Raw genomic sequence first — 26,989 nt, 5'->3', positions numbered from 1 at the left:
ACCACCGGCGACACCGTCAAATGTCGGTTTCCCCGCCCTTCACAATTCGAAACCGATGCCCCTTATCCAGCGCAGTGGTCTCAACCAGACTATGCCCATCTTCATTACACATATGGGTAATATCGATCACCGCCAGCGGATCGGTCGTCTCGACGGTCAGAACATCGCCCCTCTTCAGGGTTGCGAGTTTCTTGCGGCTTCTCAAAACCGGAAGGGGGCATTTAAGCCCCCTCAAATCATAAGCGATCTCGGCCGTTTCGCTCATTCCTTGGCCCAAAACTTCCAGAACGGCTTCTTTTCCGGCGCTTCCGGTGCCGGTGCGGCGGAATAGGCAAGCGGGTTCATGGCCGGAACGGGGACGCTCTGGGCGGCAGCTCCGGTCTGACCGGCTGCGGCCGGGGTGGCCGAGGCAACCATCGTCGGTGCCGCGGGCGCCGGGTTCGATTGCGGTGCCGTGGCGGGCTGGACAGCCGAAGGACGCGGACCGCGCAGGGCCGAGGCGGTTGCGGTTGTGGCCGGTGAGGACGACGTCACCTGCTGCGCCTTCTTCTCCATCAGCGCGGCATATTCCGTTTCCTTCATCAGCTTGCCAGCTTTCAGCGCCGAGCCGGTCGGCGCATAGGCGGGTTCGCGGCCCTTGCGCTTTTCGGCCACCAGCGCCTTGCGCTCCGCCTCGCTCGGGTCGTACCAGGCCATGCCGTCATATTTCTTCATCGCCGTTGCATAGGCGAGATCGTAGGTCTTTTCGTAGCTCGACAGCGCGCTTGCGAGTGCCGGCGGCGTGCTCATCGGCGGGCACTGGGCGGCGGCATTGAAACTGCCGCCTTCGGTCTGCTGGTTGAAGACATATTTCTTCTCGCAGACATTCACTTCCGGCGGGCGCTTGGTGACTTCGAAATTGTCGTAACCGACCTTCAGCATCTTCCAGAATTGGAGATGCTCGCTCTGGCGATGGCGAGCCATGTTTTCCGCCGTCATGCGGAAGGGGAAGGCCTGCAGCTGCACGGTTTTCTGGCCGCCCTTGAAGGCGTCGCGCGCGAAACCGTAGATTTCAAGAATCTGTGCATCCGTCATCGAATAGCAGCCAGAGGACGAGCAGGCGCCATGGATCATCAGATTGGTGCCGTTGCGGCCATTAGCGGCATCGTAACGGTTCGGAAAGCCGGTATTGATGGCGAGATAATATTTGGAGTTCGGATTGAGATGCGCGGGCGTCAGGTTGTAGAAACCTTCCGGCGCCTGCCGGTCACCCTCTTTCACCTTGGGGCCGAGTTTGCCGGACCATGCGCAAATCTCGTAGCCGGCGATCTTCTCGAAACGGTTGTCGCGCCTCGCTTTCCAGATTTCCAAGGCACCTTCTTCCTTGAAGATGCGGATCATAATCGGTGAGGTACGGTCCATGCCCCTTTTGTCGATCTCGGCCAGAATGGACGGAGACAGCGGGTAATCGACCTTGTTCTTGACGTGTGAGACGTCGCGCTCAACGGTTTCGAGCGTATCGTTGCAGCCGGCAAGAACGAGCGCGGTGCAGGCAAGAAGTGCAAAATGTGTCAAACGCATGATCTGATCCGAAAGACGATGGCACGAAGCGGCGGCAGTTCTACACCGTCCCGTGTGTATTTTAAATACGGTATTAACCGTTTACATCTTCTTAACTCAAATCGGATCCGCCCCCGCGGCCACCGATACATCTTTTGATGTGACCGGACTATGGCCGAGTTGGGGCGATATTCAAGGAAAATAAGGCCGGGCTTAAAGGTTCCGGCCGATATCCAGGAATTTCTGGCGGCGTTCGGCGCGCAGCTGTGTGCCGGAACGCTGGGAAAGATCGGCCAAAGCCTTGGCGATGACGTCACCGGTTGCATTGATGACGGTTTCCGGGGCGCGATGCGCGCCGCCGATCGGCTCCGGAATGATGCCGTCGATGACGCCGAGCGACTTCAGATCTTCCGAAGTGATCTTCATATTGGTCGCGGCTTCCTTGGCGCGGGTCGAATCGCGCCAGAGAATGGAGGCGGCACCTTCCGGCGAGATCACCGAATAGATCGCATGTTCGAGCATGTAGACGCGGTTGCCGGTGGCGATCGCGATTGCGCCGCCCGAGCCGCCTTCGCCGATGACGACGGAGACGATCGGCACCTTCACGTTGAGGCACATTTCCGTCGAGCGGGCGATGGCTTCGGCCTGGCCGCGCTCTTCCGCGCCAACACCGGGATAAGCGCCAGCCGTATCGATGAGGGTGATGACCGGCAGCGAGAAACGGTCGGCCAGTTCCAGCACACGGATCGCCTTGCGGTAACCTTCCGGGCGCGGGCTGCCGAAATTATGCTTCAGGCGGCTCTTGGTGTCGTTGCCCTTTTCCTGGCCGATGATGGCGACGGGCTGACCGTTGAAACGGGCAAGGCCCGCCTGAATGGCGGCGTCTTCGGAAAATTTGCGGTCACCGGCGAGCGGCGTGAAATCCGTGAACAGCGCTTTGGCGTAGTCGACGAAATGGGGGCGCTGCGGATGACGCGCGACCTGCGTTTTCTGCCAGGCGTTCAGCTTGGAATAGATGTCCTGCATCGCGTCGTTGACGCGCGATTCCAGACGGTTGATCTCCTCCGAGGTGTCTATGCTCTCGTCTTCATCGGCAAGCTTCTTCAGCTCGATGATTTTGCCCTCAAGGTCCGAGATAGGTTTTTCGAAGTCGAGATAATTGTGCATGAGATCCGTTTCCGATCGTTTTGCGCAAGGTTTGACCGGATTATCCGGCGGTTCCGGTCGCTCTAATCAAGGTTTTTGCCCTGTTTGGCAAGGGGGTGATGTGTTTGTACCAGCTCTTGCAAGCGTTCTTCCAGCACATGTGTATAGATTTGTGTCGTTGAAATGTCGGAATGGCCGAGCAGTTCCTGCACCGCGCGCAGATCCGCACCATTCTGCAGGAGGTGGCTGGCAAAGGCGTGACGCAGGACATGCGGCGATATCACGGACGGGGTCAGACCCGCGCGAATGGCGATGTCCTTGAGGTCGCGGGCGAAGACCTGGCGGGGCAGGTGCCCTTGCCTGCTGCTGGAAGGAAAGAGCCATGGGCTCTCCGTGGCTGCGGCCTTTTTCGGCGCCTTGTCTTTTTCCTGTACGAGCGCCTTTCGGGCTGCCTCGTATTTTTCCATCGCCTCGATGGCGGCACGGGAAAGAAGAACCATGCGGTCCTTGTTGCCCTTGCCGCGGATCATCAGGAAGCGGCCTTCCTGGCGTAGCACCTTGACGGGCAAGGAGACGAGTTCGCTGACACGCATGCCGGTGGCATAAAGCAACTCAAGCAGCAGATGCATGCGGATGCGGGCAAGCTGGCCGGGACCTGCGGTTGCAGCCTCTTGCGCCGCGAGCCCAAGTAGCCTGTTCACATCGGCGACGCTCATCGTTTTCGGCAGGGCGAGGCCTTTCTTGGGCGCATCGATGATGCCGGTCGGGTCGTCACCGCGCAGCCCTTCCGAATAAAGAAAGCGATAAAACTGCCGCATGGAGGAAAGGCGTCTTGCCTGCGAGGTTGCGGCAAAGCCCTGAGTGGAAAGGTGGGTCAGATAGGCGGAAAGGTCTGGTGTTGCGGCATCGGTCAATGACTGGCCGCGGTGGCTGAGAAATTCACTGAGATCGACAAGGTCGCGCTCATAGGAAGAGAGCGTGTTGGCGGCGGCGCCGCGCTCGGCGCTCATCATTTCCAGAAAACTTTCGAGCCGCGCGCCGTCGCGCCCTGTCGTCGGTTGCCCGTTCATGGGGTGCGCCTTGCCGGTTCTGTCGCCGGCGGGTTCAGCCGCTCGGAGGGGATGCGCACAGTCACCTCGCGGTCGCGCGGCTTGACGACCATGACGAGCAGCACCATGCCGCCATAGATCAGCCCCCCGATGGTCGCCAGTATCATCGTGAAGCGGAAGAGGGTGGGCATGGCGGCTCCGTAAGGGTGGCGGTCGAAATCTATATGCGGTGCGGCGAAAGCGGCGACAAGATCAAAATGGCCGCTCCGCCCCGTGCCGCATGCGGCGATGATTGTGATTCACCGCAATTCAGTCAGCAATTTGGCTTGACGCTTCGTAAACATTTGCAGATATCCATGCCAAACGGGCTTTCAAATTTATGAATGAAACGAATTTATCCGTCCCGGCCACACTCGGGGAGCAAGCGCGGGCAAAGCTCGGACGGCGCAACATCGTCTTCGTCGGGCTGATGGGGGCTGGAAAGTCGGCGGTGGGCCGCATGGTCGCCCAGCAGCTCAAGGTTCCGTTCATTGATACGGATGTCGAAATCGAGCGCGTATCGCGCATGACGATATCGGAACTTTTCGCCACCTATGGCGAAGAGGAGTTCCGGGCGCTGGAAACGCGGGTCATCAAGCGCCTGCTGCGCGGAGGCCCCAAGGTCATCTCCACCGGCGGCGGCGCCTTCATCAATGACAATACCCGCCGGCACATTACGCGCGGCGGCATTTCATTTTGGCTGAAGGCCGATCTCGAGGTGTTGTGGGAAAGGGTCAACAAGCGCGACCACCGTCCGCTTCTCAAGACCGAAAATCCCAAGGCCACCCTGGCGGCGCTGATGGAGAAGCGCTACCCGATCTATGCGGAAGCGGACATGACCATCGAATCCCGTGATGTCCGCAAGGAAATCATCGTGACCGAAGTGTTGACCGCCATAGCCGGCATCGAACAGAAAGACTGACACCATGACGCCTTCCGAAATCCACGCCGATGAACGTCTCGTCCATGTGCCGCTCGGCGAGCGCGCCTATGACATTCTGATCGGGCCTGGCCTGATCGGCCGGGCGGGCGGTGAAATTTCGGCGCGGCTGAAGGGCAGGCGCGCGGCGATCATCACCGATGAACATGTCGCGCCGCTTTATCTCGAAGGTCTGATGGATGGCCTGCAGACTGATGGCATCGAGGCCGTTTCGCTCACCCTGCCGGCTGGCGAAAAGACCAAGAGCTTCGAGCATCTGGTCACCGTCTGCGATGCGGTTCTGGCAGCAAGAGTGGAGCGTAACGATGCGGTGATCGCACTCGGCGGCGGCGTTATCGGCGATCTCGCCGGTTTTGCGGCGGGCATCGTGCGCCGCGGTGTGCGCTTCGTGCAGATACCGACCTCGCTGCTGGCGCAGGTCGATTCTTCCGTCGGCGGCAAGACCGGCATCAACACCCGCCACGGCAAGAACCTCGTCGGCGTTTTCCACCAGCCCGATCTGGTGCTGGCGGATACGGCGGTGCTCGATACGCTGAGCCCGCGGGAGTTCCGCGCCGGTTATGCCGAAGTCGTCAAATATGGCCTGATCGACAAGCCGGATTTCTTCTTCTGGCTGGAAAAGAACTGGGATGAAATCCGCACCGGCGGCCCTGCCCGCATCCAGGCGATTGCGACCAGCTGCCAGGCCAAGGCCGATGTGGTGGTGGCCGACGAGAAAGAAAACGGCGTGCGCGCCCTTCTCAATCTCGGCCACACCTTCGGCCATGCGCTGGAAGCGGCGACCAATTATGACAGCAAGCGGCTGGTTCACGGCGAAGGCGTCGCCATCGGCATGGTGCTGGCGCACCAGTTCTCCGCACGCCTGAACCTCGCAAGCCCTGATGATGCGGCCCGCGTCGAAGCGCATCTGAAGGCAGTTGGCCTGCCGACAACGATGAAGGATATTCCCGGTGAACTGCCGCCGGTCGAAACGCTGATGACGGCGATCGGGCAGGACAAGAAGGTCAAGGGCGGCAAGCTCACCTTCATCCTCACCCACGGTATTGGTCAGTCCTTCGTGGCTGACGATGTTGCGGCGTCCGAGGTGCAGTCCTTCCTGTCGGAGAAGCATCCGGGTTAAGTTATCCCCGGCGCCACGCGGTCAAAAGGCGCCGGTCTCGCTGGCAAGGCGTCCTATCGTTTGCAGCGGCATCGTCGACACATCTGCACGCCTTTGAAATCGGATTTTGCCGCCGCCGAAGGTTTCATAAAGCTGCAAATGTCCCGCAAAGGAGGATGACGTCGTCCGCGTCCAATAATCTCCTGCCCAAGCCAGAAGTGCCGCCTGATCGCTTTCGGTCTCGCCGTGCTGCGCTCCGCGCCGCAACAGGCCCTCGCGGCATTCTGCCCAGGGGAGGTCGAGCCATATCAGCACCTTCGCGCGCGGCAACGCCGTTTCAACCAGCCAGCCATAGACCCCTTCGATGATCCAGTCGCTGGTATTGGCATGCCGGGCCACCAGAAGTCTGGCTTCCGCCTCGTCCCGTTTGCGGCCATCCTCCTCCCAGTGAAGGCGATCGAGATCGTAAAAGGGCAATTTCAGCGCCGAACCGGCTTTTGCGGCGAGACTGCTTTTGCCGGATCCGCTGTTGCCGATGATGGCGATGCGGAGCGAAGGGCTGGCTGCTATCGACATTTGGGTAATCCGTCGAGTTAAGGTTCTCTCTTGAAATGCAGAATCTTTGCACCAACTGGATTTTTAGCCCGGAAATACGAAAGCAATGTTGCGTGGTTAAAACTAGAACCGCACCGCTTCCCCCGGCGCCGCCGCCTCGATCGCCAGCGCATGCAGCCCCGCGTCGAGTTCCGGCTTCAAAAGTGCGTTGATCGCCCGGTGGCGTTCGACGCGAGACTTGCCGGAAAAGCTTTCGGATACTATCTGAACACGCATATGCGTCTCGCCTGTGCCGGTCATATCCGGCTGGTGGCCCGCATGCATCTGGCTTTCATCGACGACCCTCAGGCGCTCGGGTGAAAAGCTCTCCCGGAGCTTGGTTTCTATGCGTTCTCGCAGGGACATGCGACGGGCTCCATTCTCGTTGGCTGGTCTTGAAGGGGGCTACCTAAAAGCCAGCAACATTCCGCTTTGTCAATTCTTGTTGTGCAGCTTTTCGCACCCCATAATCAGGGCATCATGAAACTGGATTCGAAATATTTCGATCGCATCCGCACGCGCCGGAAAAGGGAGCGGGAACCTGAGGTTCAGGCCCCCACCTGCCAGTGGGACGGATGCGATAAACCGGGCATTCACCGGGCACCCGTCGGCCGCAATGCCGAGGGGCAATTCTTCCTGTTCTGTTTTGAGCACGTGAAGGAATACAACAAGGGCTATAATTATTTTTCCGGCCTCTCCGACAGCGAGATTGCCCGCTACCAGAAGGAAGCGATCACCGGTCATCGCCCCACCTGGACGGTCGGCGTCAACAAGACGGCCCGCGACAGCCCGCTGCATTCCACGCTGCGTTCCGGCACGGCCAGCGGCAATGCCCGTATCCGCGATCCTTTCGGCTTTGCCGGCGGTTTTGCGGGCGGCGCAAAGGCAGGCGGCACCCGCCTGCAGCAGGACCGCAAATTGAAGACGCTGGAGGCAAAAGCCTTCGATACGCTCGGTCTTTCTTCCAGCGCAAAGCAGGAAGACATAAAAAGGCGCTACAAGGAGCTTGTCAAAAAGCATCATCCTGATGCTAATGGTGGCGATCGTGGTTCGGAAGAGCGTTTTCGGGCTGTTGTTCAAGCATATCAATTGTTAAAGCAGTCAGGTTTCTGCTAAGCCAACTTACGTGTTTACCGCCTGATTGATGATGTGGCCGGGTGGCTGCCGCCCGCCTTGGAGACGTGATGAGCAAAATCGACCTTGATATTTCCAACCTGCCCGACACGACGGTGTCCGTGCGGGAGGTTTTCGGCATTGATACGGATCTGCGGGTTCCCGCCTATTCGCAGGGCGACGCCTATGTGCCTGACCTTGATCCCGACTATCTGTTCGACCGCGATACGACACTCGCGATCCTTGCCGGTTTTGCTCACAACCGACGTGTCATGGTCTCCGGTTTCCACGGCACCGGTAAGTCCACCCATATCGAGCAGGTGGCTGCCCGCCTCAATTGGCCCTGCGTGCGCGTCAACCTCGACAGCCACGTCAGCCGTATCGACCTCGTCGGCAAAGACGCCATCGTCCTGAAAGACGGCAAGCAGGTTACCGAATTCAAGGACGGCATTCTGCCCTGGGCCTACCAGCACAATGTCGCGCTCGTCTTCGACGAATATGATGCCGGCCGTCCGGATGTCATGTTCGTTATCCAGCGCGTGCTGGAATCCTCGGGCCGCCTGACCCTGCTCGACCAGAGCCGCGTCATCCGTCCTCACCCGGCCTTCCGCATTTTCGCGACCGCCAACACGGTCGGCCTTGGCGATACGACGGGTCTTTACCACGGCACGCAGCAGATCAACCAGGCGCAGATGGACCGCTGGTCCATCGTCACGACGCTGAACTACCTGCCGCATGAGCAGGAAGTGAACATCATCGCCGCCAAGGTGAAGAGCCTCGACAATCCGAAGGGACGCGAAACCGTTTCCAAGATGGTGCGCGTGGCCGATCTCACCCGTTCGGCCTTCGTCAATGGCGATCTTTCCACCGTCATGAGCCCGCGTACCGTCATCACCTGGGCGGAAAATGCGGAAATCTTCGGCGATCTCGCCTTTGCCTTCCGTGTGACCTTCCTCAACAAGTGCGACGAGCTTGAGCGCACGCTGGTGGCCGAACAATATCAGCGGGCCTTTGGCGTCGAGCTGAAGGAAAGCGCTGCGAACATCGTTCTCAGCGCCTGATCGTCCCCGGCTTGTCCGGAGACGATTTCGATGACTTGAAGACGCCGGCAGACCGCGCACATATCGATGGGCGGTCTCCACGCGTCGGCAAATGACAGGAAAGACAATGGCAGCGCGCGGCGACAATTCCAGAGCAAAACCGGGTACGGCTGTTGATACGGAGCCGTTGCGTCAGGCGATTGCCGGATGCGTGCGATCCGTTGCCGGCGATGCCGAAGTCGAGGTCGTTTTCGCCAATGAGCGGCCGGGCCTTGCCGGTGAGCGCATGCGCCTGCCGGAAATCTCCAAGAAACCGACCGCGCAGGAAATCGCGATCACCCGCGGCCTCGGTGATTCCATGGCGCTGCGCCTCGCCTGCCATGACGCCGACACGCATGCGGTGATGTCGCCGCAGGGCGCCGAAGCGCGGCTGATCTTCGACGCGGTTGAACAGGCGCGCGTGGAATCGATCGGCGCGCTGCGCATGCCGGGCATGGCCTCCAACATCCAGGCCATGAACACGGAAAAATACGCCAAGGCCAACTTCGCCGGCATCACCAACAAGGACGACGCGCCGCTCGCCGAAGCCGTGGCGCTTCTGGTGCGCGAGAAGCTGACGGGCGAAAAGCCGCCGGAAAGCGCCGGCAAGGTTGTCGATCTGTGGCGCGATTTCATCGAGGACAAGGCCGCCGGCGACCTCAAGGATCTCTCCAGCGTCATCACCGACCAGAAGGCGTTTTCGCGGCTGGTGCGCAAGATGCTGACCTCCATGCAGATGGCGGAAGATTTCGGCGACGAGGATAACGAGCCTGACAGTCAGGAAGCGGAGTCCAACGAGGACCAGCCGCGCACCAACGAGACGGAAGAAGAGCAGGTCGAGGAAGAGGCCGGCTCGGACGCGACGCCCGCCGATGAAAACGAGGCCTCGCAGGAGGAAATGGAAGAAGGCGAGATGGACGGCGCCGAGATGTCGGACGAAGAAATGTCCGACGATCTCGACGAGGATTCCGAAACGCCCGGCGAGACCCGCCGCCCCAACAGCCCCTTCGACGACTTTAATGAAAAGGTCGATTATCGCATCTTCACGCAGGAATTCGACGAGGAAATCCACGCCGAGGAATTGTGTGACGAGGCCGAACTGGACCGTCTGCGCGCCTTCCTCGACAAGCAGCTCGCCCATCTTCAGGGTGCGGTCGGGCGCTTAGCGAACCGGCTTCAGCGCCGCCTGATGGCGCAGCAGAACCGTTCCTGGGACTTCGATCTGGAAGAGGGTTATCTCGATCCGGCTCGCCTCGTCAGGCTCATCATCGATCCCATGCAGCCGCTCTCCTTCAAGAAGGAACGCGACACCAAGTTCCGCGATACCGTCGTGTCGCTCGTCATCGACAATTCCGGTTCGATGCGCGGCCGGCCCATCACTGTTGCGGCCACCTGCGCGGATATTCTGGCGCGCACGCTGGAGCGCTCGGGCGTGAAGGTGGAAATTCTGGGCTTCACCACCAAGGCGTGGAAGGGCGGGCAATCGCGTGAGCAATGGCTGGCCAGCGGCAAGCCGGCTTCGCCCGGCCGTCTCAATGATCTGCGGCACATCATCTACAAATCGGCGGATGCCCCGTGGCGGCGCGCGCGACGCAATCTCGGCCTGATGATGCGCGAAGGCCTGCTGAAGGAAAACATCGACGGTGAGGCGTTGATGTGGGCGCATAACCGTCTGATCGGTCGCCCCGAGCAGCGCAAGATCATGATGATGATCTCGGACGGTGCGCCGGTCGACGATTCGACCCTGTCGGTCAATCCGGGCAATTATCTGGAACGGCACCTGCGCGCCGTCATCGAGCAGATCGAGACACGGTCGCCGGTGGAACTGCTGGCAATCGGTATCGGCCATGACGTGACACGTTATTATCGTCGCGCCGTGACCATCGTGGATGCCGACGAACTGGCGGGCGCGATGACCGAGCAGCTCGCAGCGCTCTTCGAGGATACGAGCAACGCTTCCGGTTCGTCCCGCAGGGTTCGCCGTGCGGGATAAGCGGGGCCGGGTTTTCTCCGCCTGTAAAACGCTCTCAATGGCCGCCATTCTGGCGGCCGCATCGCTGTTCCCGGTTTCCATCGGCGCTTCGACCATCGATGTGCCGGTGAGTGCGCGTCTTCTGTCTTCTTTCGAAGTCGGCACCAGCGAGAAACGTTTCGGCAAGCTGGAATTTGTCGGCGGCATGGTGATGAGCGCGCCGGAAAAACTGTTCGGGGCCATATCCTCCATCCGCTTCCGCCCAAACGGTGAGGATTTTATTGCGGTGCTGGATACCGGCCATTGGCTGACGGGCAGAGTCACGCGTGACGCTGTCGGGGCGCTGTCTGGCCTTGCTGAAGTCCGTATCACCCCCATGCTGGATATGAGCGGCCGCGAACCGCCGCGCAAGATGGAGATGGATGCCGAAGGGCTGGCGCTACGCGACGGCAAGGTTTTGGTCAGTTACGAGCAACGTCACAGGATCGATATCTATCCCGATCCAGGCTTCGCTACCTCGAAACCGCTCGACCGCCTGCCGCATCTCATCCCCAATAACGAGTTGCGCCATAATGGCGGCATGGAGGCGCTTGCTGTATCGCCGGCCGATTCGCCGCTCGCCGGCGCTCTCGTCGTGGTGGCCGAAAAGAGCATCGATACCGACGGCAATCTTCTTGCCGCCATATTGGAAGGCCCGCTCAAGGGCACATTTGCCGTTACCCATCACCCCTCATTCGACGTGACTGATGGCGCTTTCCTGCCAAACGGCGATCTGCTGCTTCTCGAGCGGCGCTTCAACTTCGCCGAAGGTGTGGGCATGCGCATCCGCCGCATCCGCGGGGCGGATATCCGGCCGGGCGCGGTGGTGGATGGCGAAATCCTCATGGAAGCGGGCATGGCCTACCAGATCGACAATATGGAAGGCATGGATGTGGTGAAGGGGCCGGACGGTTCCACGCGCCTCATCATCGTTTCCGATGACAACCACTCGTTTCTCCAGCGCAATCTGATGCTGGAATTCAAGCTGGTGGAGTGAATATCAGGCCTGCTCCTGTGCCGCCTTGTAGGCAGCCAGGAGATCCTCGACCGGAATGCCGTCGATCTTCATGCCGGTCATTCGGCACGCGGTTATCTGCGCGCCGGAGAGGTTCGTGTTGCTCAGCTTCAGTCCGGTAAAATTGACGTCATCGATCGACCAGCCGGACATGTTGCTGTCCGTAAACGACGCACCGGAAAAGTTGATGTCATTGAAGCGTGTGCCGGCCAGATTGACATTGTTGAAGACCGTCCCCGACAGATTGACGTTATCGAAGCTGGAGCCCGAAAGCGTGGCGCTCGTCGCATCCACAATGTCGATAACGTCCTTGATCTGCATGCCGATCCGCCTCCGAGCTTTGCCACGGACGGCAGATTGCAACGCCACCCGTGGGTTTGCAAGCGTGATCTGATCATGCATCCCCCGGCCTCAAATCTCGCTGACGGAAAGTATCAGCTCGGTTTGGCGGTGCCTGGCATGGGCTTCAGCGTGTTCATCAGCGCGCCATAAGGCAGCAGCATGACGAGGCCGACAAGGACCTTCACCGAAAGATCGCCCAGCGCCCAGGAAATCCACCGGGGGGCTTCCAGAGCGAAGATGCCGAGCAGCGGCGCGTTTTCGATGGCGAAGGCATCATTGGGGCCGACAAAGGAGAAGCTTGCTGCAAAGGCGATGGAGAAGAACAGAGCCGTATCCAGCACCGAGCCCAGCATCGAGCCGGCCAGCGGCGCATGCCACCAGCGCTGGCGGCGCAGGCGGTTGAACACGGAAATATCCAGCAGTTGGCCGATGAGATAGGCGGTGCCGGAAGCAACAGCGATGCGCGGGATGGATGTCCAGAAGGACAGCGTGACGCCGACGACGAAGCCCGCAAGCACGACGCGACGCGCGATGGACGGGCCGAACTGGCGGTTGGTCAGGTCTGTAACAAGGAACGCGATCGGATAGGTGAAGGCGCCCCAGGTCAGGAGGTCGCCGAGATTGACGCCGAACAGCGAGCCGGAGAGCGGGTATTGCACCAGAATATTGGACGCGACGACGACGAGCGTCATCAGCAGAACATAGATAAGCGTATAGCGCAGATAGGGCATTTTTTTATCCTGGGTGATGCCACCAGTTGGAGCCAAGCATCGGCGCGAAACGTCTCAAACGGTTTCCGCAAAACTCGATGCAACGAAAATCTAAAACAAACAAAAGGCTTGAGCGGCAAAAGCCATTCAAGCCCTCTGAATATCAGATGATATCGAAACCGCTATTAAGCAGCTTCAGCAGTCTTCTTGGCGATCTGGCGGCGCAGGAGACGAGCGCGCATGCTCAGTTCGTTTTCGCCGGACTTCAGAAGGAAGGCATCGAGGCCGCCACGGTGTTCAACGGAGCGCAGAGCGGCTGCGGAAACACGCAGGCGGAAGCGCTGGCCGAGAGCATCGGAGATCAACGTGACCTGGCAGAGGTTCGGAAGGAACCGGCGCTTGGTCTTGTTGTTGGCGTGGCTGACGTTGTTGCCCGTCTGGACGCCCTTGCCGGTCAATTCGCATACACGGGACATGGGTACACCTATTTCGTTTCGTCTGTTTCACCACTGGCTCGCCACCGGCAAAACCGGGGTGGCAATCCAACTGGCCATGATTGGAAAGTTGCGGTTCTATAGTCAGACGGGACTTAACAGTCAAGCCGCCCGCGAGCAAATCAAAGGAAATTCCGGCGTTTTCAACCGTCGTCCGCTTTTTTATTGCCACAAGTCAGCGTATATGGTCGCCCGATAAGGCCGCTTCCGCGCCTCTTTTAAGGTGATATCGAAATGATTGCCAGAGGAAAAAGCATTTTCATGGCCGCTACCATGGCGCTTGCGGGTGTCTCCCCCTCGCTCGCCGCCGAAGCGCGCCACACAAGCGAATACAGCATCAATCTCGGCATTTTGCCGATTGCGCGGGCAAGTTTTTCGACTCGCATGGATGGGCCGAATTATTCGATCTCCGGTTCCTTCAGCGCCGCCGGCCTTGCCAGCATCCTCAAGGATATTTCCGGCAAAACGACGGTTTCCGGCGCCAAGCGCGGCCACCGGCTGCAGGCCAATGAATATTCGCTGGTCTACAAGGACGGCAAGCGGGTGCGCACCTATGACGTCGTCTATCGCAACGGCAACGTCACATCGACGACAGTGAAACCCGAGCCTAAGGCGCGGCCGGACAACTGGGTTGACGTGAAGGACCGCGATCTGCGCTCGGTTCTCGATCCGATTTCCGGTCTCATCATTCCCGCGGGCGGCCGCATCTGCCCGACTCGCCTGCCGATCTATGACGGCGAATCGCGGCTGGATCTCGTTTTGAGCTCCAGCGGCACCAAGCCGTTCAAGACCAATGGTTTTAATGGCGACGCCATCGTCTGCAAGGCGCGTTATGTGCCGAAGTCGGGCTATCGGCAGGGACGCAAGGATATCGAATATCTGAAATCCATTTCGATGGAGATCTGGTTTGCGAAATCCAACAACATGGATGTCTATGCGCCGGTCTACGCCATCATTCCGACGCGGGTGGGACAGGTCTATATTACCGCCACGAAATACGGCGGCTGACCAAGATTGATGGCAGGGCAATTGAAAGCAGGCGTTGCCGCGTATTTCTTCTCCCCGTTCGGGGAGAAGGTGGCCCGAAGGGTCGGATGAGGGGGCACCCTCTCCGAATATCGCTACCGTTTCCCCCTCATCCCGCTGCCGCGGACTTCTCCCCGGCGGGGAGAAGAAACAAGCGGAGCACGACCGGGCTTTTGATTGCTCTCAGGGTTACGCCGCATCACCCGGCGACCAGCCGGGTTCCGCCATGACGAAGCTCGAAAAGGCAAAGCCCGGCGAGACGGTGCAGCCGACGAGGGTGAAATCGCCGAGGCTTTCGGCCGATTGCCAGCAATTGGCGGGAACGATCACCTGCGGGCGCTCGCCTTCCAGAATGGCGGGGCCGAGCGTGAAGGTCTGCACCTCCCGGCCGTCCTGCGAAAGATGCAGCGCAATCGGCGCGCCGGCATAATAGTGCCAGACCTCGACCGCATCGGTGACCCGATGCCAGTGCGAGCGGTCGCCTTTTTCCAGGAGATAATAGATCGCCGTGGAGTGGCCGCGCTCGCCGCCGGCCTTGTCACGGAAAGTCTGGTGGTAAAAACCGCCCTCGGGATGCGGCTCCAGCCCCAGTTCACGAATGATCGCCTGCGCGGATATATCCGTTCCCATCAGAAATTGTCCTTGCGCGTGCGGATTTCCGCGAAGACGTCGGCATCGGTGGCGCTTTCCAGGCCAAGATATTTGCGGATGCCGGGATCGGCCACCCGCATATAGGGATTGGTCTGTTTTTCGAGCCCGATACTGGTGGGAATGGTAAATTCATTCGCCTGCCGCGCCTTTTCCACCTGCTCCGCGCGGTCGCGCAGCACGGTATTGTCGGGATCGACGGTCAAGGCGAAACGGGCATTCGTCAGCGTATATTCATGGCCGAAATAGACCTTGGTCTCATCCGGCAGGGCAATGAGTTTCTGGAAGGAGTGCCACATATCCGCCGCCGGGCGTTCGAACAGGCGACCGCAGCCCATGGCGAACAGCGTATCGGCGGCAAACAGCAGCCCGTCATCCGGCATATAATAACAGATATGTCCCGCCGTATGACCGGGTGTGGCGATGATCTGAACGCGGCGACCGGCGAATTCGAATTCGTCGCCATCGGCCTGCGAGCGGTCGAGCCCGGGTATTGCAACAGCCTCATCATAGGGACCGTGAATTTCGCACTGAAACTTGTCCTTCAGCGCCAGATTGGCTTCCACGTGGTCCTGATGGTGGTGGGTGGTGAAAATATGCGTGAGCTTCCAGCCGTGGCCGTCGAGAGCATGCAGGATAGGACTTTCTTCCGGGGCGTCGATGGCGGCGGTCGCCCCGCTTTCGGGGTCATGCAGGAGAACCCCGAAATTGTCGCTGCGGCAAAGAAAGACGTCTATTTCCAAAGGTTTCATCTTATCCTCTCCATTTGCCGGCCAAAACCGGCGCATTCGCCCGCCTGACCTTCAATGTAAGGGCAGACGCCTTGAAGTCCAACCGCCTGATGCTACATTCTCGCCATGAATACCGATATCGTCGATCTGCGCGAATTCTATCATTCTCCGCTTGGCCGTTCGGCCGAGCAGGCGATCACCATGGCGCTTTCGACGCTCTGGCCGCCTTTGCCGGAAGAGCGTCTGGTCGGGCTGGGTTATGCCGTGCCGTTTCTGGAGCGGTTCCGCCACGATACGGAGCGCACCTTCGCCTTCATGCCGGCGGGGCAGGGGGCGGTGAACTGGCCGGCGGGCGAGCTTTCTTCCACCGCGCTGGTGTTCGATGAGGAACTGCCGCTGCCTGATTCGTCGATAGACCGTGTCCTGATGGTGCATGCGCTGGAATTTGCCGAAAATCCGCGCGAAAGCCTCAAGGAACTGTGGCGGGTGCTGGCGCCGGGTGGCCGCCTCGTCATCGTGGTGCCGAACCGCCGCGGCGTCTGGGCGCGCATGGAACATACGCCCTTCGGTTCCGGAAGGCCCTATTCGCGCGGGCAGCTGACGGCTCTTTTGCGAGAAACCAATTTCACACCGGGCGCCTCCGCCGAGGCGCTGTTCTTCCCGCCGACCACAAGCCGGCCGGTGCTGAAATTCCGTCGTTATCTCGAGCATACCGGTCGCCGGCTGTGGCCGCTATTTTCCGGTGTCATCGTGGTGGAAGCGCAAAAACGCCTCTATCAGGGATTGCCTGTCACGCAGCGTGCTTCGCGTCGGGTTTTCGTGCCGGTTCTGGCGCCGCAGGGGGTGCCCACCACCCGCGCCGCCGTGCAGCAGGGAAAGCCGCGCTAACCCTCGACAAAACGCACATTCCGGTCTAATGCCTCCGGCATTGCTTTTGCCGGGTTCTCCGACTTTTTTTAAGGCCGATAAAAATGAGCGCAGAGCTAAGCCAACCTGTTCCGCGTCCGGGTATTCTCGATATCGCCGCTTATGTTCCCGGAAAGGAACATGTCGATGGCGTCGCCAAGGTTTATAAGCTTTCCGCCAACGAAACGCCGTTTGGGCCGAGCCCCAGGGCGATACAGGCTTTCGGCACGGCTTCCGCCCATTTGGAACTTTATCCGGACGGTCACGCGGCTGCGCTGCGCTGCGCCATCGCTGAGGTTCATGGTCTCAACCTCGCCAATATTATCTGCGGCAATGGTTCGGGCGAGTTGCTGGAACTGCTTTGCAGGGTCTATCTTGGCGCGGGTGACGAGGCGATCGTTACCGAGCACGGCTTTCTCCTCTACAAAATCCAGATCATTGCAGCGGGAGCAACACCTGTTACGGTCAAGGAGAAGGATTGCACCGTCGACGTGGACGCTATTTTATCGGCGGTGACGCCGAAGACGAAGATGGTGTTCGTCGCCAATCCAGGCAATCCCACCGGCACCTATGTTCCTGTCGCGGAAATTCGCCGCCTGCAGGCCAGCCTGCCGAAGCATGTTCTTCTGGTGATCGATGCGGCCTATGCCGAATATGTGCGCAAGAACGACTATGAAACCGGCCTTGAGCTGGTGTCGGACAGGCCCAACGTCGTTATGACCCGCACGCTTTCCAAAGCTTACGGTCTTGCCGCACTGCGTATCGGCTGGATGTACGGCCCGGCGGACATCGTTGATGCGCTTAACCGTGTGCGTGGCCCGTTCAACCTGAATGCACCCGCGATTGCCGCCGGCACTGCTGCCTTGCGCGATCAGGCTTTTGTGGAAACGACCATCGAGCATAATCTTTTCTGGCGCGATAAGCTGACCCATGCGTTCACCGCGCTCGGCCTGACCGTCACGCCGTCCGTCGCCAATTTCCTGCTAATCCATTTCCCCGACCGGGACGGCAAGCGTGCGGCGGATGCGGATGAGTTTCTGAGCCGCCGCGGTTATATTCTGCGTGCGGTGCGCAGCTACGGTTTCCCCAATGCTCTCAGAATGACCGTCGGTTCGGAAGAGGCCAATCTCGGCGTCATGGCGACCCTTGCAGAGTTCATGGGGCAGGCCTGACGAACAGATCCCGTTCGAGCGGATCGCACTGTTTGGCATTGTCGCGAAACAGGGAAAGCCTCTGACCCTCGACAAAACACCCATTCCGGTCTAATGCCTCCGGCATTGCTTTTGCCGGGTTCTCCGGCGTTTTTCCAAAGGTCGATCAAATGAGTGCAGAGCTTAGCCAACCTGTTCCGCGTCCGGGTATTCTGGATATCGCTGCTTATGTTCCCGGCAAGGAACATGTGGACGGTGTTGCGAAGGTTTATAAGCTCTCCTCCAATGAAACGCCGCTTGGGCCCAGCCCGAAAGCCATAGAGGCCTTCGGCACCGCGGCCAGCCATCTGGAAATCTATCCGGACGGACAGGCGATTGCGCTGCGCCAGGCGATTGCCGACGTGCATGGTCTCAACATTGCGAATATCATGTGCGGCAACGGTTCGGACGAGCTGCTCGGCATGCTTTGCCACGTCTATCTGGGCGCGGGCGATGAGGCGATCATCACCGAACATGGTTTCCTCGTCTACAAGATCCAGATCATGGGCGCGGGCGCGACCCCGGTGACGGTGAAGGAAAAGGACTGCGCGGTGGACGTGGATGCGATCCTCGCCGCCGTGACGCCGAAGACGAAGATGGTTTTCGTCGCCAATCCCGGCAATCCCACCGGCACCTATGTTCCCGTTGCGGAAATCCGCCGCCTGCAGGCCAGCCTGCCGAAACATGTCGTGCTGGTGCTGGATGCGGCCTATGCCGAATATGTCCGCAAGAACGACTACGAGGCCGGGCTTGAGCTGGTATCCGGCAACCGCAACGTGGTGATGACCCGCACCTTCTCGAAGGTCTATGGTCTCGCCGCCCTGCGCGTCGGCTGGATGTATGGTCCCGCCGCCATCATCGATGCGCTGAACCGCGTGCGCGGCCCATTCAACATGAGCGCGCCGGCCATTGCTGCCGGTGCCGCTGCGATCCGCGATCAGGCCTTCGTAGAGAAGGCCGTGGCGCATAACGCGCTGTGGATGGAAAAGCTGGTCACGACCTTTACCGGCCTTGGTCTCACCGTCACACCATCCGTCACCAACTTCATCCTCATCCATTTCCCGGATCAGGACGGCAAGCGGGCAACGGATGCCGACGAGTTCCTGAGCCGCCGCGGTTATATTCTGCGTGCAGTGCGCGGTTACGGCTTCCCGAATGCGCTGAGAATGACCGTCGGTTCTGAAGAGGCCAATCTCGGCGTCATCGCTGCTCTTACCGAGTTCATGGGGCAGGCGTGATGGCTGAGATCATGTTTGAACGCATCGCGCTGATTGGCATCGGCCTGATTGGCTCGTCTATTGCCCGCGATATCAGGGAACTGGGTCTTGCCCGCCATGTGACGATTTCCACGCGCAGCGAAGAGACGCTGAAACGGGCGGAAGAACTGGCGCTCGGCACGGATTACAGCGTTTCGGCGGCGGAGGCGGTCAAGGACGCCGATCTCGTCATCGTCTCGGTGCCGGTTGGCGCGTCGGAAAGCGTGGCGCAGCAGATCGCGCCGCATCTGAAACCGGGCGCTATCGTTACCGATGTCGGCTCCACCAAGGCCTCGGTTATCGCGCAGATGGCTCCGCATATGCCTGATAACGTGCATTTCATTCCCGGCCACCCGCTGGCGGGTACGGAAAAATCCGGCCCGGATGCCGGTTTTGCCGGCCTCTTCCGCGACCGCTGGTGCATCTTCACGCCGCTGCCGGGCACGGATGCGGCGGCGCTGGAAAAGCTCAAGGATTTCTGGCGCGCGCTCGGCTCCCGTGTCGATGAAATGGATGCCGAACACCATGACAAGGTTCTGGCGATCGTTTCGCATCTGCCGCACATCATCGCTTACAATATCGTCGGCACGGCGGATGATCTGGAGACGGTGACCGAATCGGAAGTCATCAAATATTCCGCCTCTGGTTTCCGTGACTTCACCCGTCTGGCCGCCTCCGATCCCACCATGTGGCGCGATGTCTGCCTGCACAACAAGGATGCCATCCTTGAAATGCTGGCGCGGTTTTCCGAAGACCTCGCCTCCCTGCAAAGGGCGATCCGCTGGGGAGAGGGCGACAAGCTGTTCGAGTTGTTTTCCCGCACTCGCGCCATCCGCCGCTCTATCGTGCAGGCCGGTCAGGATGTCGATGCGCCGGACTTCGGGCGTCATGCGCTGGATCAGAAGAAGTAAGGCGCATTTCGCTTATAGTCGTGGTGGGATTTGATCCGGCCCATAACGCCCGCCGGCAAAGTGCCAAAGCCTCCCCGTCGTCATCCTCGGGCTTGACCCGAGGATCCACGATCCGACGCGCATGGATCCTCGGGTCAAGCCCGAGGATGACGTCGAGTATAAATCAATCCCTCAGATCGGCGGAATCTTTCCAAGCGGGATAAAGCCGCTGACCGTGGCGCGGCCGCGGTCCACCACGAGATCGACGGACGCCCGGTCACCACCTCCGGCGAGCGCGCCGAGCAGCTTGCGGGCCGTATCGATGGTGGATTGCAGCTGCGGAAAGGCCTGCTTGGCATTATCAGACCATGAGCCGAGCTTTTCGATCTCAAGCTTGAACTGGCCGGAGAGATAGCCCTCATTGTCGAAAGAGAAGGGGCCGCTGATGCGCATGGTGCGGCCCTCGCCAATATCGGCCACCAGGCGGCGAAGCTCGCCGCTTGCGCCATAGAGACCCGACTTGTCGCTGCCATCCACCATGCCTGCCTTGCCCGCGAGCGTGACATCAACGATGGCATCGAGGCGGGGAAGAACCTGCGGCCAGTCCTTGATGACGGTCGCCGAATCGGTGAGCGTGATTGCGCCGTCGAGATCGGCCCCGTTCTGGCGCAGATGCATTTCCGTCTTGACGGCATCAAAATCGATGGTCTGGCCGGTGACCGAGGAAACCGCCTGCGCCTTCAGTCCGTCGATGACGAGCGAGCTGCGGTCAATGCCCTTCAGTTTGGTGACGATGCTGGACTGCATGTTCTTCCAGGCAGCCGAAATCGTCAGGCCGTGGGCGGAACGGATTTCCGCGGGCGAATCGAGTTCCCAGACGATATGGCCGGGATTATAGACCTGCGCCGCCGAGCGAAGTTCGCCGAAGGAAGCGGAAACGCCGTTCTGGCTGTCATCCACCGTCACCTTCGAGCAGAAGAGGCCGATGCGGAAGGGATAACCCTTGAAGGCGATATCGCCGCATTCCCCGCTGACGCTGCGGGCCTGCGAAGGAGAAATGACGTTCAGCACCGTCTGTTTCAGCCTGTCGGCGGCATAAAACCATCCGGCAGTGTAAAGTCCGATGACCACCACAATGGCGATGGCGAGCCAGAGGAATTTTTTGGTCGTGCCGGATTGGCTTGACGCTGCCATATTGATCTCCGATGAACAGACTTCAGGGAATTTTGATTTGGCTTGGGATATGGACGATTTTTGGGTCTTTGGCTACGGTTCGTTGATGTGGAACCCCGGCTTTGCCTTCGAGGAGAGGCAGCAGGCGCGGCTGCACGGTTATCGGCGCTCGCTCTGCATCAGTTCCAACTTCTATAGAGGTACGGAAGAAAAGCCCGGTCTCGTTCTCGGTCTGGAGCGCGGCGGCTCCTGCCTCGGCGTCGCCTTCCGCGTGCGCGGACAAGACCGCGACCCCGTGATGGTCTATCTGCGCGAGCGCGAACTGGTGACCAATGTCTACAAGGAGCGGATGGTTTCCATCGCACTGTCAGATGGCAGGCGCGGCAGCGCCGTGACCTATGTGGCCGACCCCGCGCATGAGCAATATATCGGCGGTCTCGGCGTTGCCGAATCGGCGACCATCGTCGCGGCGGCAACGGGCCGGTCCGGGCCGAATACGGATTATGTCTTCAACACCGTGCAGCATCTGCAGGAGATGGGCATTCGCGACTCACTGCTGGAAAGCATTGCCAAAAATGTCGGCACGCTCGCCGCTCAGCCGGCCGTGGTTTCCTTGCCCTGAAGTTCAGCGATCCGCTTTACGGCAGTCGGCGGCAGCGGCAGGTGGGGATTGTTGCGCACGGTTTCCAGCAGCAATTCGTCGCTCGCCTTTTCCGTCACATCGATCAGACGCTTGAAGAACACATCGGGGTCCAGCCCCGGCTCGATGGCCGGCAGGATACGCACCTTGAAATGGCCGGGATAGCGCATCGTGGAACGGCGCGGCCAGAACAGGCCGGGATGCATGGCAACGGGAATGACCGGCACCTGCAGATCGCGGTAAAGCCGGGCGATACCGTAACGGTATTCAGGCTCGGCGCCCGGCGGGCGGCGCGTGCCTTCGGGATAGATGATGAGTTCGCGGCCGGCGGCCATTTCCTCTTTCGCCCGCTCCATGACCTTCAGCATCACCTTGCCGCGTGCGGCGCGGTTGACCGGTATCATGCGCTGTTTCATCACATACCAGCCGAACAGCGGAATCCACATCAACTCCCGCTTCAGAATGTAAACGGGGTCCGGCAGATTGGGTAGCAGCGCATAGGTATCCCAGAAGGACTGGTGCTTCGGCGCAAAGATGCAGCCGGTCTCGGGAATGTTCTCCAGCCCCTCGATCTCGAAGGTGGTGCCGACGATGGTTTTCATCAGCCAATGGTTGGACCGCGCCCAATTCTTGGGAATTTCGAATGCGATCTTGCGGGGCAGGATGAAATAGATCGGCGTCAGCACGATCATGCGGACAATCAGGTTGAGATAAAACAGCGTATTGAAAAGAAAAGAGCGCAGCTTGAGCATCAACAGCCTTCCCGGGATGCAGCCGTTCCGAAACTTTGAGCGCCTCGATGCCGGATGCCGATGCCAGACGCCTACACGAAAACAAGGGGCCGCAGCAAGGGTGTTCTCGCGGGTCAGGGCGAAGCGGTCGCCACCTTCGGGGTGGAGTGGTCGGCGGCTGCCTTGCGCAGCCCGTCGCCCTTGCCGAAGCCGGTGAGGTCGCGCCCGGCCGCAGCCACGAACTTCAGATATTCGTAGAGCATGGTTCTCACCACATCCGGCTCCACGAACCAGTTGGTGCGGGCGAGATCGGCGCTGATGACGGGATAGGCGATGAATTCCGTCTGCGGGCTGGCGCTGCGCAATTCATGCAGGCTGCGATGCATATGATAATTGTTGGTGACGACGACGATGGAGGAATAGTTGTGGTCACGTATCCAGCTTGCCGCCTCATTGGCGTTGCCGATCGTGTCGATGGCCTTGTAGCCCATATCCACACAGCAGGAGAACATGTCGGATGACCCTTGAGTCATCTTGCGAATCTGCGAGCGGGTGGTGGCGGGGTTGACGCCTGATATCAAAAGCCGCTTGCCCACGCCGTCCCTGAGCAGGCCGACCGCCTGTTCGATACGCTGATAGCCGCCGGTGAGCACAATGATGGCGTCGCCTCTCGCCCCTTCCGGCGGGCGCATGGAGGCGACGGAATCGGCAAACCACAGGAAGCCGCCTGAAAAAACACCAAGAAGAACGACGCAGAGCAGGATGAAGCCGCGAATAAAACGGCGCAAAGGACCACGCCGCGACAACAGGCCCTTTCTGGCCGGCCGCGCCGTCGTCTGATCCTGGTCCATCCGACTCACAAACATTCCTCCTGAATACTCGCCGATTAAGGCAAGGGACAGGCATTTTTGTCCACCGTCTGCAGGTTACATCCGGCCTGTGACGTTTCAGTTTTACCGCAGGAGTCCGGTGGTATCCTCACGACGCGAGGCCGTCACTTTTCGATGGATCGGAGCGGACGCGGTCAATATCATCGATGGTGCGGATAACGGTCATGCGCGCCGTGATGGTGGTGAGAAGCGCGATGATGATCATCGTCATGGCGATGCCGAGATAACCGCCGAGTCCGACCGAAAACGAGCCAAAAAGCGCGCTTGCCTGATCGCTTTGCGGTGTGGCGACCGTGCTCGATTGCCAGAAGCCGGCGACCAGGAACACGGCGGCTGCCAGTGCGCTGCCTGCCGCTGCCCCCTTGAGGCTGATCTTCAGGAAGTGCTTCTGGAATTCGCGCGCCACGAAGCTGCTTTCGGCACCGACGAAATGCAGCACCTCGACAATATGCCGGTTGCCGGAAAGCGCGCCGCGCGTGGCGAACACCACCGTCAGCACCATGGCCGTGAAAACGAGGATGAGGACGCCGACGCCGATCATGACTGTAGTTCTGGCCATGGAGACCAGCCTGTCGACCCAGGTGCGGTGATCATCGAGAAAAGCCTGCGGGATTTCCGCTTTCAGCATATCCCGCATGGCCTGGAAATCGGGCGGATTGCTTTCATCGATGGTGATGACGACGAGACGCGGAATGGGAAGTTCGGAAAGGTCGAGACCGCTGCCGAGCCATGGTTCCAGCAGGCGCGATGTCGCTGCATCGTCGAGGATCGTGCCATCCCGCGTGCCGACAAAGGTGAGCGCCAGATTACGCGCCTTGTTCAGTGCCGCATTCATGTCCAGCCCGTCCTCGGGCTTGATCTGAATGGTAATCTCGCGGGAAATCTGGCTCTGCCAGGTGGCGGCGGTGGCGCGCACCATGGAGACCGCGCCGAGCGTCAGACAGGCAAGGAAGGCCATGATGGCGATCACCACCATCAGCGCATTGCCCTGAATGTTGGAGGGCGGCAGGATGGGCGCCATGGGGCGGATGCGCATGGGCGGGCGCTTCGGCTGCGCGGCTTCCGGTTTCAGCTGTTTGCGGTTGATCTCATTCATAGATATCGAGCCGCCCTTCGGTGAGGATCATCCGGCGCGCATCGATCTGGTCCATCAGGCCAAAATCATGGGTGGCGATGACGACGGCCGTGCCCAGCCGGTTGAGCTCCAGGAAGAGGTTGAGCAGGCGTTTGGCCATGGGCGGATCGACGTTGCCGGTCGGTTCGTCGGCCAGCAATATTTCCGGCTGGTCCATCAGCGCGCGGGCAATGGCGGCGCGCTGCTTTTCCCCGCCGGAAAGAATGGCCGGCAGCACATTGATGCGCTCGCCGAGCCCGACCCATTTCAGAAGCTCGATCACGTCGTTGCGATAGGCGCTCTCTTCCTTGCCGCGCACACGCAGCGGCAGGGCGACATTCTCATAGGTCGTCAGATGATCCAGCAGCCGGAAATCCTGAAACACGATGCCGACACGGCGGCGCAGCATGGGCAGTTCGCTGCGCGGAATGCGCGACACGTCGCGGTTGAACATGCGGATATTGCCGCGCGTCGGCTGCAGCGACATCAAAAGCAGGCGCAGAAGCGTCGTCTTGCCTGCGCCCGACGGGCCGGTCAGAAACTGGAATGACCCCTTGGGAATGTCGAAGGTCATATCCCTCAGGATCTCGGGTCCCATGCCGTAACGCAACCCGACATTTTCGAAATGGATCAACGGACTTCCAGTCTCTTCGTTTCGTGGTGGTTCGCAAGCCGCTGGCGCGTTGGGTTCGGTGTCGGGGGTTAACCCGGATCCGGTGACCCGTGCGAGCCGTTTTTGCGAAGCATTAACCAATTAAATTTAAAACTTGGCAGGATTCGTTGCAATGCCCAGTTTTGCGGGCCGGAAAACCTGACCGGGGAATTCTATGGCTATGTTCCGTTCATCTCGCCGGCAAGCGGCATTCGATTTTGACCTCCTGATGCCGGAAACGCCGGTGCGTCGTTCGGCGCGGGCGGCAAATCCCGACCGCGACGTGGTAGACGCTGAATTTGTCACCATCAAGGAAAACCGTGCGCGCCAGCCCGGAAATGACAATCGTGGCGCAGCGCGCCGGCAGGCGGTAAAGCCGCCCATTACCCTCCCCATGCTGGGCCTCGCCTTCATCGGCTGGGTGGATCGCAGATTGTCGCGCCTTTCGGCGGATGCCTATTCGGCACTGGTGGCCGGCCTCGCTATTTTTGTCTTCGTATGCTCGGGTGGTCTCTCGGTCGTAGTACCGGAAAAGACGGCCGCCGCGGCCCCGGTCAGCCCGCTCGCCATTTCCCATGTTACCGTGACCCCGCAGGAAGCGGGCGGCATGGATATTCTGCTCATCAACGGCATCGTGGAAAACAATGGCGGCAATCTGGAAGAGGTGCCGGCCCTTCGCGCCGATCTCTTCGCCGCCAAGGGGCAGCTGGTGGCCAGCATGGTCATCGAGCCGCCGGTGAAAGAGATGCAGCCCGGTTTCAGCCACGGTTTTTCGGCAAAACTGCGCCATCCCGGTGGAAAAACGCCAGAGATCAAGCTTTCCTTCGTCGAGGCGGGTGCGTCCGAACGCTGACTGTGCTAACGCCTGTCTTCTATTTTTACTGAAAGGTAAAATCGGCAAGGCGCAGCACAGGAGTAAGAATGCCCGTCGTCCGTGGAAAAAATATCGAGCCGCTTTATACCGCCGAGCAGATCGCCGAGCGCAATCGCGACATGGCCAAGCACATTGCCAGCGGCCCGACCAAGGATTTGCTGGTCATTGCCGTGCTCAAGGGATCGTTCATTTTCGCGGCCGATCTTATCCGCGCGCTGCATGACAGCGGCCTTGCGCCCGAAGTCGAATTCATCACGCTGTCGAGCTACGGCACCGGCACGGTTTCGCAGGGCGTGAAGATCGTCAAGGATATCGACAGCGACGTGAAAGACCGTGATGTGCTCCTGATCGACGATATTCTCGAATCCGGCCGCACGCTGCGTTTCGCCAAGGAACTGCTCTATGAGCGCGGCGCGCGCCACGTCACCATCGCCGTGCTGCTCGACAAGAAGGTGAAGCGCAAGGAAGATCTGGAGGCCGACTATGTCGGTTTCGAATGTCCAGATTATTTCGTCGTGGGTTACGGCATGGACGTGGCCTATGCCTTCCGCGAACTGCCTTTCGTCGGCGTCGTGACCGGCGACGCCTGACTACTTCTCCCGTGCCGGAACGGCACAGGGCGGAGACGCCTCATTAACCATTCACCCAGCCAAAGCCTGGGTGTTTACCTCTTGAAAAGAGGAGCCTGCGATGTTGCTCACGGCTGGAAATGATGCCCAGGAGCAATGATTGATGGCGAAGATTCTGATTACCGAAGATGAGGATGCATTGCGGGCTTTTGTCGCCCGCGCCCTGCGTCTCGACGGTCACGAGACCCATGAGGCGGCAGACGGCGAGCAGGGGCTGGAGAAGCTCCAGGAAACCAGTTTCGATCTTCTTCTTTCGGATATCCGCATGCCGGTCATGGATGGCATCGAGCTGGCGCACCGCGCCGCCGAAAGCTTCCCGGCCATGCGCATTTTGTTGATGACCGGTTATGCCGAACAGCGCGAACGCGCCGACGATCTGGCCGAAAAGATTGTCGATGTGGTTTCCAAACCCTTCGCGCTTCCCGATATCCGCAAGGCTGTCGCCCGTGCGCTCGCGGCCTGAGCGAAG

At 60.0% G+C, this 26,989-nt stretch carries 33 protein-coding genes; 16 read left to right on the top strand and 17 right to left on the bottom strand.

The window, feature by feature from the left end:
• Positions 1 to 16: 16 nt before the first annotated feature.
• The 5 genes from AC5I5B_RS18070 to AC5I5B_RS18050 form a co-directional block, all read right to left on the bottom strand.
• On the bottom strand, positions 17 to 265 hold the full coding sequence (locus tag AC5I5B_RS18070; protein ID WP_003509859.1) for a sulfurtransferase TusA family protein: 249 nt from the start codon (positions 263 to 265) through the stop codon (positions 17 to 19).
• Entirely contained in the window at positions 262 to 1,560 is a 1,299-nt protein-coding gene (locus AC5I5B_RS18065) for a L,D-transpeptidase family protein (protein ID WP_111784693.1), read from the bottom strand. Before AC5I5B_RS18065 ends, AC5I5B_RS18070 begins: the two co-directional genes overlap by 4 nt.
• A 192-nt stretch (positions 1,561 to 1,752) precedes the next feature.
• Complete coding sequence (locus tag AC5I5B_RS18060) at positions 1,753 to 2,706, bottom strand: acetyl-CoA carboxylase carboxyltransferase subunit alpha (RefSeq protein ID WP_080864766.1); 954 nt, start codon at positions 2,704 to 2,706, stop codon at positions 1,753 to 1,755.
• Positions 2,707 to 2,768: 62 nt separating this feature from the next.
• Positions 2,769 to 3,755, bottom strand: coding sequence for a site-specific tyrosine recombinase XerD (gene xerD, locus AC5I5B_RS18055; protein ID WP_111833921.1), 987 nt, complete (start codon positions 3,753 to 3,755; stop codon positions 2,769 to 2,771).
• Positions 3,752 to 3,925 carry a histidine kinase gene (locus tag AC5I5B_RS18050; RefSeq protein ID WP_111833920.1) on the bottom strand — a complete coding sequence of 58 codons (174 nt, stop codon included), beginning with the start codon at positions 3,923 to 3,925 and terminating at the stop codon, positions 3,752 to 3,754. Before AC5I5B_RS18050 ends, xerD begins: the two co-directional genes overlap by 4 nt.
• 188 nt (positions 3,926 to 4,113) lie before the next feature.
• Here AC5I5B_RS18050 and AC5I5B_RS18045 point away from each other — a divergent pair, with 188 nt between their 5' ends.
• Both AC5I5B_RS18045 and aroB read left to right on the top strand, forming a co-directional pair.
• A complete protein-coding gene (locus tag AC5I5B_RS18045) occupies positions 4,114 to 4,695 on the top strand; it encodes a shikimate kinase (protein ID WP_003509869.1) in 582 nt (193 codons plus the stop codon).
• A gap of 4 nt (positions 4,696 to 4,699) precedes the next feature.
• Positions 4,700 to 5,833, top strand: a complete 1,134-nt coding sequence (aroB, locus tag AC5I5B_RS18040; RefSeq protein WP_003509871.1) for a 3-dehydroquinate synthase — start codon at positions 4,700 to 4,702, stop codon at positions 5,831 to 5,833.
• Between the two features lie 21 nt (positions 5,834 to 5,854).
• On the opposite strand, the gene AC5I5B_RS18035 is transcribed toward aroB, so the two are convergent.
• Both AC5I5B_RS18035 and AC5I5B_RS18030 read right to left on the bottom strand, forming a co-directional pair.
• Positions 5,855 to 6,388 (bottom strand): P-loop NTPase family protein, encoded by a 534-nt coding sequence (locus tag AC5I5B_RS18035; RefSeq protein WP_003509872.1) that lies wholly within the window; start codon positions 6,386 to 6,388, stop codon positions 5,855 to 5,857.
• Between the two features lie 102 nt (positions 6,389 to 6,490).
• Positions 6,491 to 6,772, bottom strand: a complete 282-nt coding sequence (locus AC5I5B_RS18030; protein WP_003509873.1) for a BolA family protein — start codon at positions 6,770 to 6,772, stop codon at positions 6,491 to 6,493.
• A gap of 114 nt (positions 6,773 to 6,886) precedes the next feature.
• Here AC5I5B_RS18030 and AC5I5B_RS18025 point away from each other — a divergent pair, with 114 nt between their 5' ends.
• The 4 genes from AC5I5B_RS18025 to AC5I5B_RS18010 all read left to right on the top strand — a co-directional run bounded on the left by AC5I5B_RS18025 (position 6,887) and on the right by AC5I5B_RS18010 (position 11,606).
• A complete protein-coding gene (locus AC5I5B_RS18025; protein ID WP_020012181.1) occupies positions 6,887 to 7,522 on the top strand; it encodes a J domain-containing protein in 636 nt (211 codons plus the stop codon).
• Positions 7,523 to 7,590: 68 nt separating this feature from the next.
• Positions 7,591 to 8,580, top strand: coding sequence for a cobaltochelatase subunit CobS (gene cobS, locus AC5I5B_RS18020; protein WP_003509875.1), 990 nt, complete (start codon positions 7,591 to 7,593; stop codon positions 8,578 to 8,580).
• Positions 8,581 to 8,686: 106 nt separating this feature from the next.
• On the top strand, positions 8,687 to 10,591 hold the full coding sequence (gene cobT, locus AC5I5B_RS18015) for a cobaltochelatase subunit CobT (protein ID WP_003509876.1): 1,905 nt from the start codon (positions 8,687 to 8,689) through the stop codon (positions 10,589 to 10,591).
• 37 nt (positions 10,592 to 10,628) lie between these two features.
• Complete coding sequence (locus AC5I5B_RS18010) at positions 10,629 to 11,606, top strand: esterase-like activity of phytase family protein (protein ID WP_031234115.1); 978 nt, start codon at positions 10,629 to 10,631, stop codon at positions 11,604 to 11,606.
• Between the two features lie 3 nt (positions 11,607 to 11,609).
• On the opposite strand, the gene AC5I5B_RS18005 is transcribed toward AC5I5B_RS18010, so the two are convergent.
• The 3 genes from AC5I5B_RS18005 to rpmB all read right to left on the bottom strand — a co-directional run bounded on the left by AC5I5B_RS18005 (position 11,610) and on the right by rpmB (position 13,152).
• Positions 11,610 to 11,945, bottom strand: coding sequence for a pentapeptide repeat-containing protein (locus tag AC5I5B_RS18005; RefSeq protein ID WP_020811446.1), 336 nt, complete (start codon positions 11,943 to 11,945; stop codon positions 11,610 to 11,612).
• 113 nt (positions 11,946 to 12,058) lie between these two features.
• Entirely contained in the window at positions 12,059 to 12,697 is a 639-nt protein-coding gene (locus tag AC5I5B_RS18000) for a queuosine precursor transporter (RefSeq protein WP_003509887.1), read from the bottom strand.
• Positions 12,698 to 12,861: 164 nt separating this feature from the next.
• Positions 12,862 to 13,152, bottom strand: coding sequence for a 50S ribosomal protein L28 (gene rpmB, locus AC5I5B_RS17995; RefSeq protein ID WP_003509888.1), 291 nt, complete (start codon positions 13,150 to 13,152; stop codon positions 12,862 to 12,864).
• On the opposite strand from rpmB, the gene AC5I5B_RS17990 reads away from it, so the two are divergent.
• Together AC5I5B_RS17990 and AC5I5B_RS17985 are read left to right on the top strand one after the other, a co-directional pair.
• The gene (locus tag AC5I5B_RS17990; RefSeq protein WP_162695482.1) at positions 13,151 to 13,369 is read left to right on the top strand and encodes a hypothetical protein; all 219 of its coding nucleotides are present in this window, start codon (positions 13,151 to 13,153) and stop codon (positions 13,367 to 13,369) included. The genes rpmB and AC5I5B_RS17990 overlap by 2 nt on opposite strands.
• Before the next feature lie 35 nt (positions 13,370 to 13,404).
• Entirely contained in the window at positions 13,405 to 14,178 is a 774-nt protein-coding gene (locus AC5I5B_RS17985; RefSeq protein ID WP_003509889.1) for a DUF3108 domain-containing protein, read from the top strand.
• A 207-nt stretch (positions 14,179 to 14,385) separates the two neighbouring features.
• On the opposite strand, the gene AC5I5B_RS17980 is transcribed toward AC5I5B_RS17985, so the two are convergent.
• Positions 14,386 to 14,826 (bottom strand): cupin domain-containing protein, encoded by a 441-nt coding sequence (locus AC5I5B_RS17980; protein ID WP_020012174.1) that lies wholly within the window; start codon positions 14,824 to 14,826, stop codon positions 14,386 to 14,388.
• Complete coding sequence (gene gloB, locus AC5I5B_RS17975) at positions 14,826 to 15,596, bottom strand: hydroxyacylglutathione hydrolase (protein WP_003509891.1); 771 nt, start codon at positions 15,594 to 15,596, stop codon at positions 14,826 to 14,828. The genes AC5I5B_RS17980 and gloB overlap by 1 nt, the downstream gene beginning before the upstream one ends.
• A gap of 105 nt (positions 15,597 to 15,701) precedes the next feature.
• On the opposite strand from gloB, the gene AC5I5B_RS17970 reads away from it, so the two are divergent.
• The 4 genes from AC5I5B_RS17970 to AC5I5B_RS17955 all read left to right on the top strand — a co-directional run bounded on the left by AC5I5B_RS17970 (position 15,702) and on the right by AC5I5B_RS17955 (position 19,838).
• Positions 15,702 to 16,463 carry a class I SAM-dependent methyltransferase gene (locus AC5I5B_RS17970; RefSeq protein ID WP_003509892.1) on the top strand — a complete coding sequence of 254 codons (762 nt, stop codon included), beginning with the start codon at positions 15,702 to 15,704 and terminating at the stop codon, positions 16,461 to 16,463.
• 83 nt (positions 16,464 to 16,546) lie between these two features.
• Positions 16,547 to 17,653 (top strand): histidinol-phosphate transaminase, encoded by a 1,107-nt coding sequence (gene hisC / locus AC5I5B_RS17965; protein WP_111833919.1) that lies wholly within the window; start codon positions 16,547 to 16,549, stop codon positions 17,651 to 17,653.
• Positions 17,654 to 17,802: 149 nt separating this feature from the next.
• Positions 17,803 to 18,909, top strand: coding sequence for a histidinol-phosphate transaminase (hisC, locus tag AC5I5B_RS17960; RefSeq protein WP_003509893.1), 1,107 nt, complete (start codon positions 17,803 to 17,805; stop codon positions 18,907 to 18,909).
• Entirely contained in the window at positions 18,909 to 19,838 is a 930-nt protein-coding gene (locus AC5I5B_RS17955) for a prephenate/arogenate dehydrogenase family protein (protein WP_111833918.1), read from the top strand. The genes hisC (AC5I5B_RS17960) and AC5I5B_RS17955 overlap by 1 nt, the downstream gene beginning before the upstream one ends.
• A 171-nt stretch (positions 19,839 to 20,009) precedes the next feature.
• Here the strand turns inward: AC5I5B_RS17955 and AC5I5B_RS17950 are convergent, their stop codons facing one another.
• Complete coding sequence (locus tag AC5I5B_RS17950) at positions 20,010 to 21,011, bottom strand: DUF2125 domain-containing protein (protein ID WP_080866936.1); 1,002 nt, start codon at positions 21,009 to 21,011, stop codon at positions 20,010 to 20,012.
• A gap of 49 nt (positions 21,012 to 21,060) precedes the next feature.
• Between AC5I5B_RS17950 and AC5I5B_RS17945 the strand changes: the two genes are divergently transcribed.
• Positions 21,061 to 21,612, top strand: a complete 552-nt coding sequence (locus tag AC5I5B_RS17945) for a gamma-glutamylcyclotransferase (protein ID WP_003509900.1) — start codon at positions 21,061 to 21,063, stop codon at positions 21,610 to 21,612.
• Here AC5I5B_RS17945 and AC5I5B_RS17940 read toward each other — a convergent pair.
• The 4 genes from AC5I5B_RS17940 to ftsE form a co-directional block, all read right to left on the bottom strand.
• The gene (locus AC5I5B_RS17940) at positions 21,585 to 22,382 is read right to left on the bottom strand and encodes a lysophospholipid acyltransferase family protein (RefSeq protein ID WP_003509902.1); all 798 of its coding nucleotides are present in this window, start codon (positions 22,380 to 22,382) and stop codon (positions 21,585 to 21,587) included. The genes AC5I5B_RS17945 and AC5I5B_RS17940 overlap by 28 nt on opposite strands.
• A gap of 113 nt (positions 22,383 to 22,495) precedes the next feature.
• Positions 22,496 to 23,212, bottom strand: coding sequence for a YdcF family protein (locus AC5I5B_RS17935; RefSeq protein WP_003509916.1), 717 nt, complete (start codon positions 23,210 to 23,212; stop codon positions 22,496 to 22,498).
• Positions 23,213 to 23,339: 127 nt separating this feature from the next.
• The gene (locus AC5I5B_RS17930; RefSeq protein WP_003509918.1) at positions 23,340 to 24,347 is read right to left on the bottom strand and encodes a cell division protein FtsX; all 1,008 of its coding nucleotides are present in this window, start codon (positions 24,345 to 24,347) and stop codon (positions 23,340 to 23,342) included.
• Complete coding sequence (gene ftsE / locus AC5I5B_RS17925; protein WP_003497447.1) at positions 24,340 to 24,999, bottom strand: cell division ATP-binding protein FtsE; 660 nt, start codon at positions 24,997 to 24,999, stop codon at positions 24,340 to 24,342. The genes AC5I5B_RS17930 and ftsE overlap by 8 nt, the downstream gene beginning before the upstream one ends.
• A 199-nt stretch (positions 25,000 to 25,198) precedes the next feature.
• Here ftsE and AC5I5B_RS17920 point away from each other — a divergent pair, with 199 nt between their 5' ends.
• From AC5I5B_RS17920 to AC5I5B_RS17910, 3 genes are all read left to right on the top strand, one after another.
• Positions 25,199 to 25,870, top strand: a complete 672-nt coding sequence (locus tag AC5I5B_RS17920; RefSeq protein ID WP_065695115.1) for a DUF3426 domain-containing protein — start codon at positions 25,199 to 25,201, stop codon at positions 25,868 to 25,870.
• A 68-nt stretch (positions 25,871 to 25,938) separates the two neighbouring features.
• Positions 25,939 to 26,481, top strand: coding sequence for a hypoxanthine phosphoribosyltransferase (gene hpt, locus AC5I5B_RS17915; protein WP_080864771.1), 543 nt, complete (start codon positions 25,939 to 25,941; stop codon positions 26,479 to 26,481).
• Between the two features lie 142 nt (positions 26,482 to 26,623).
• Positions 26,624 to 26,983 carry a response regulator gene (locus AC5I5B_RS17910; RefSeq protein ID WP_003509924.1) on the top strand — a complete coding sequence of 120 codons (360 nt, stop codon included), beginning with the start codon at positions 26,624 to 26,626 and terminating at the stop codon, positions 26,981 to 26,983.
• The last annotated feature ends 6 nt before the right edge of the window (positions 26,984 to 26,989 follow it).

The sequence above is a fragment of the Agrobacterium sp. genome, assembly GCF_059499945.1.
The sequence above is the reverse complement of the archived record's forward strand: the minus strand, read 5'-3'. Positions and strand labels throughout refer to the sequence as shown.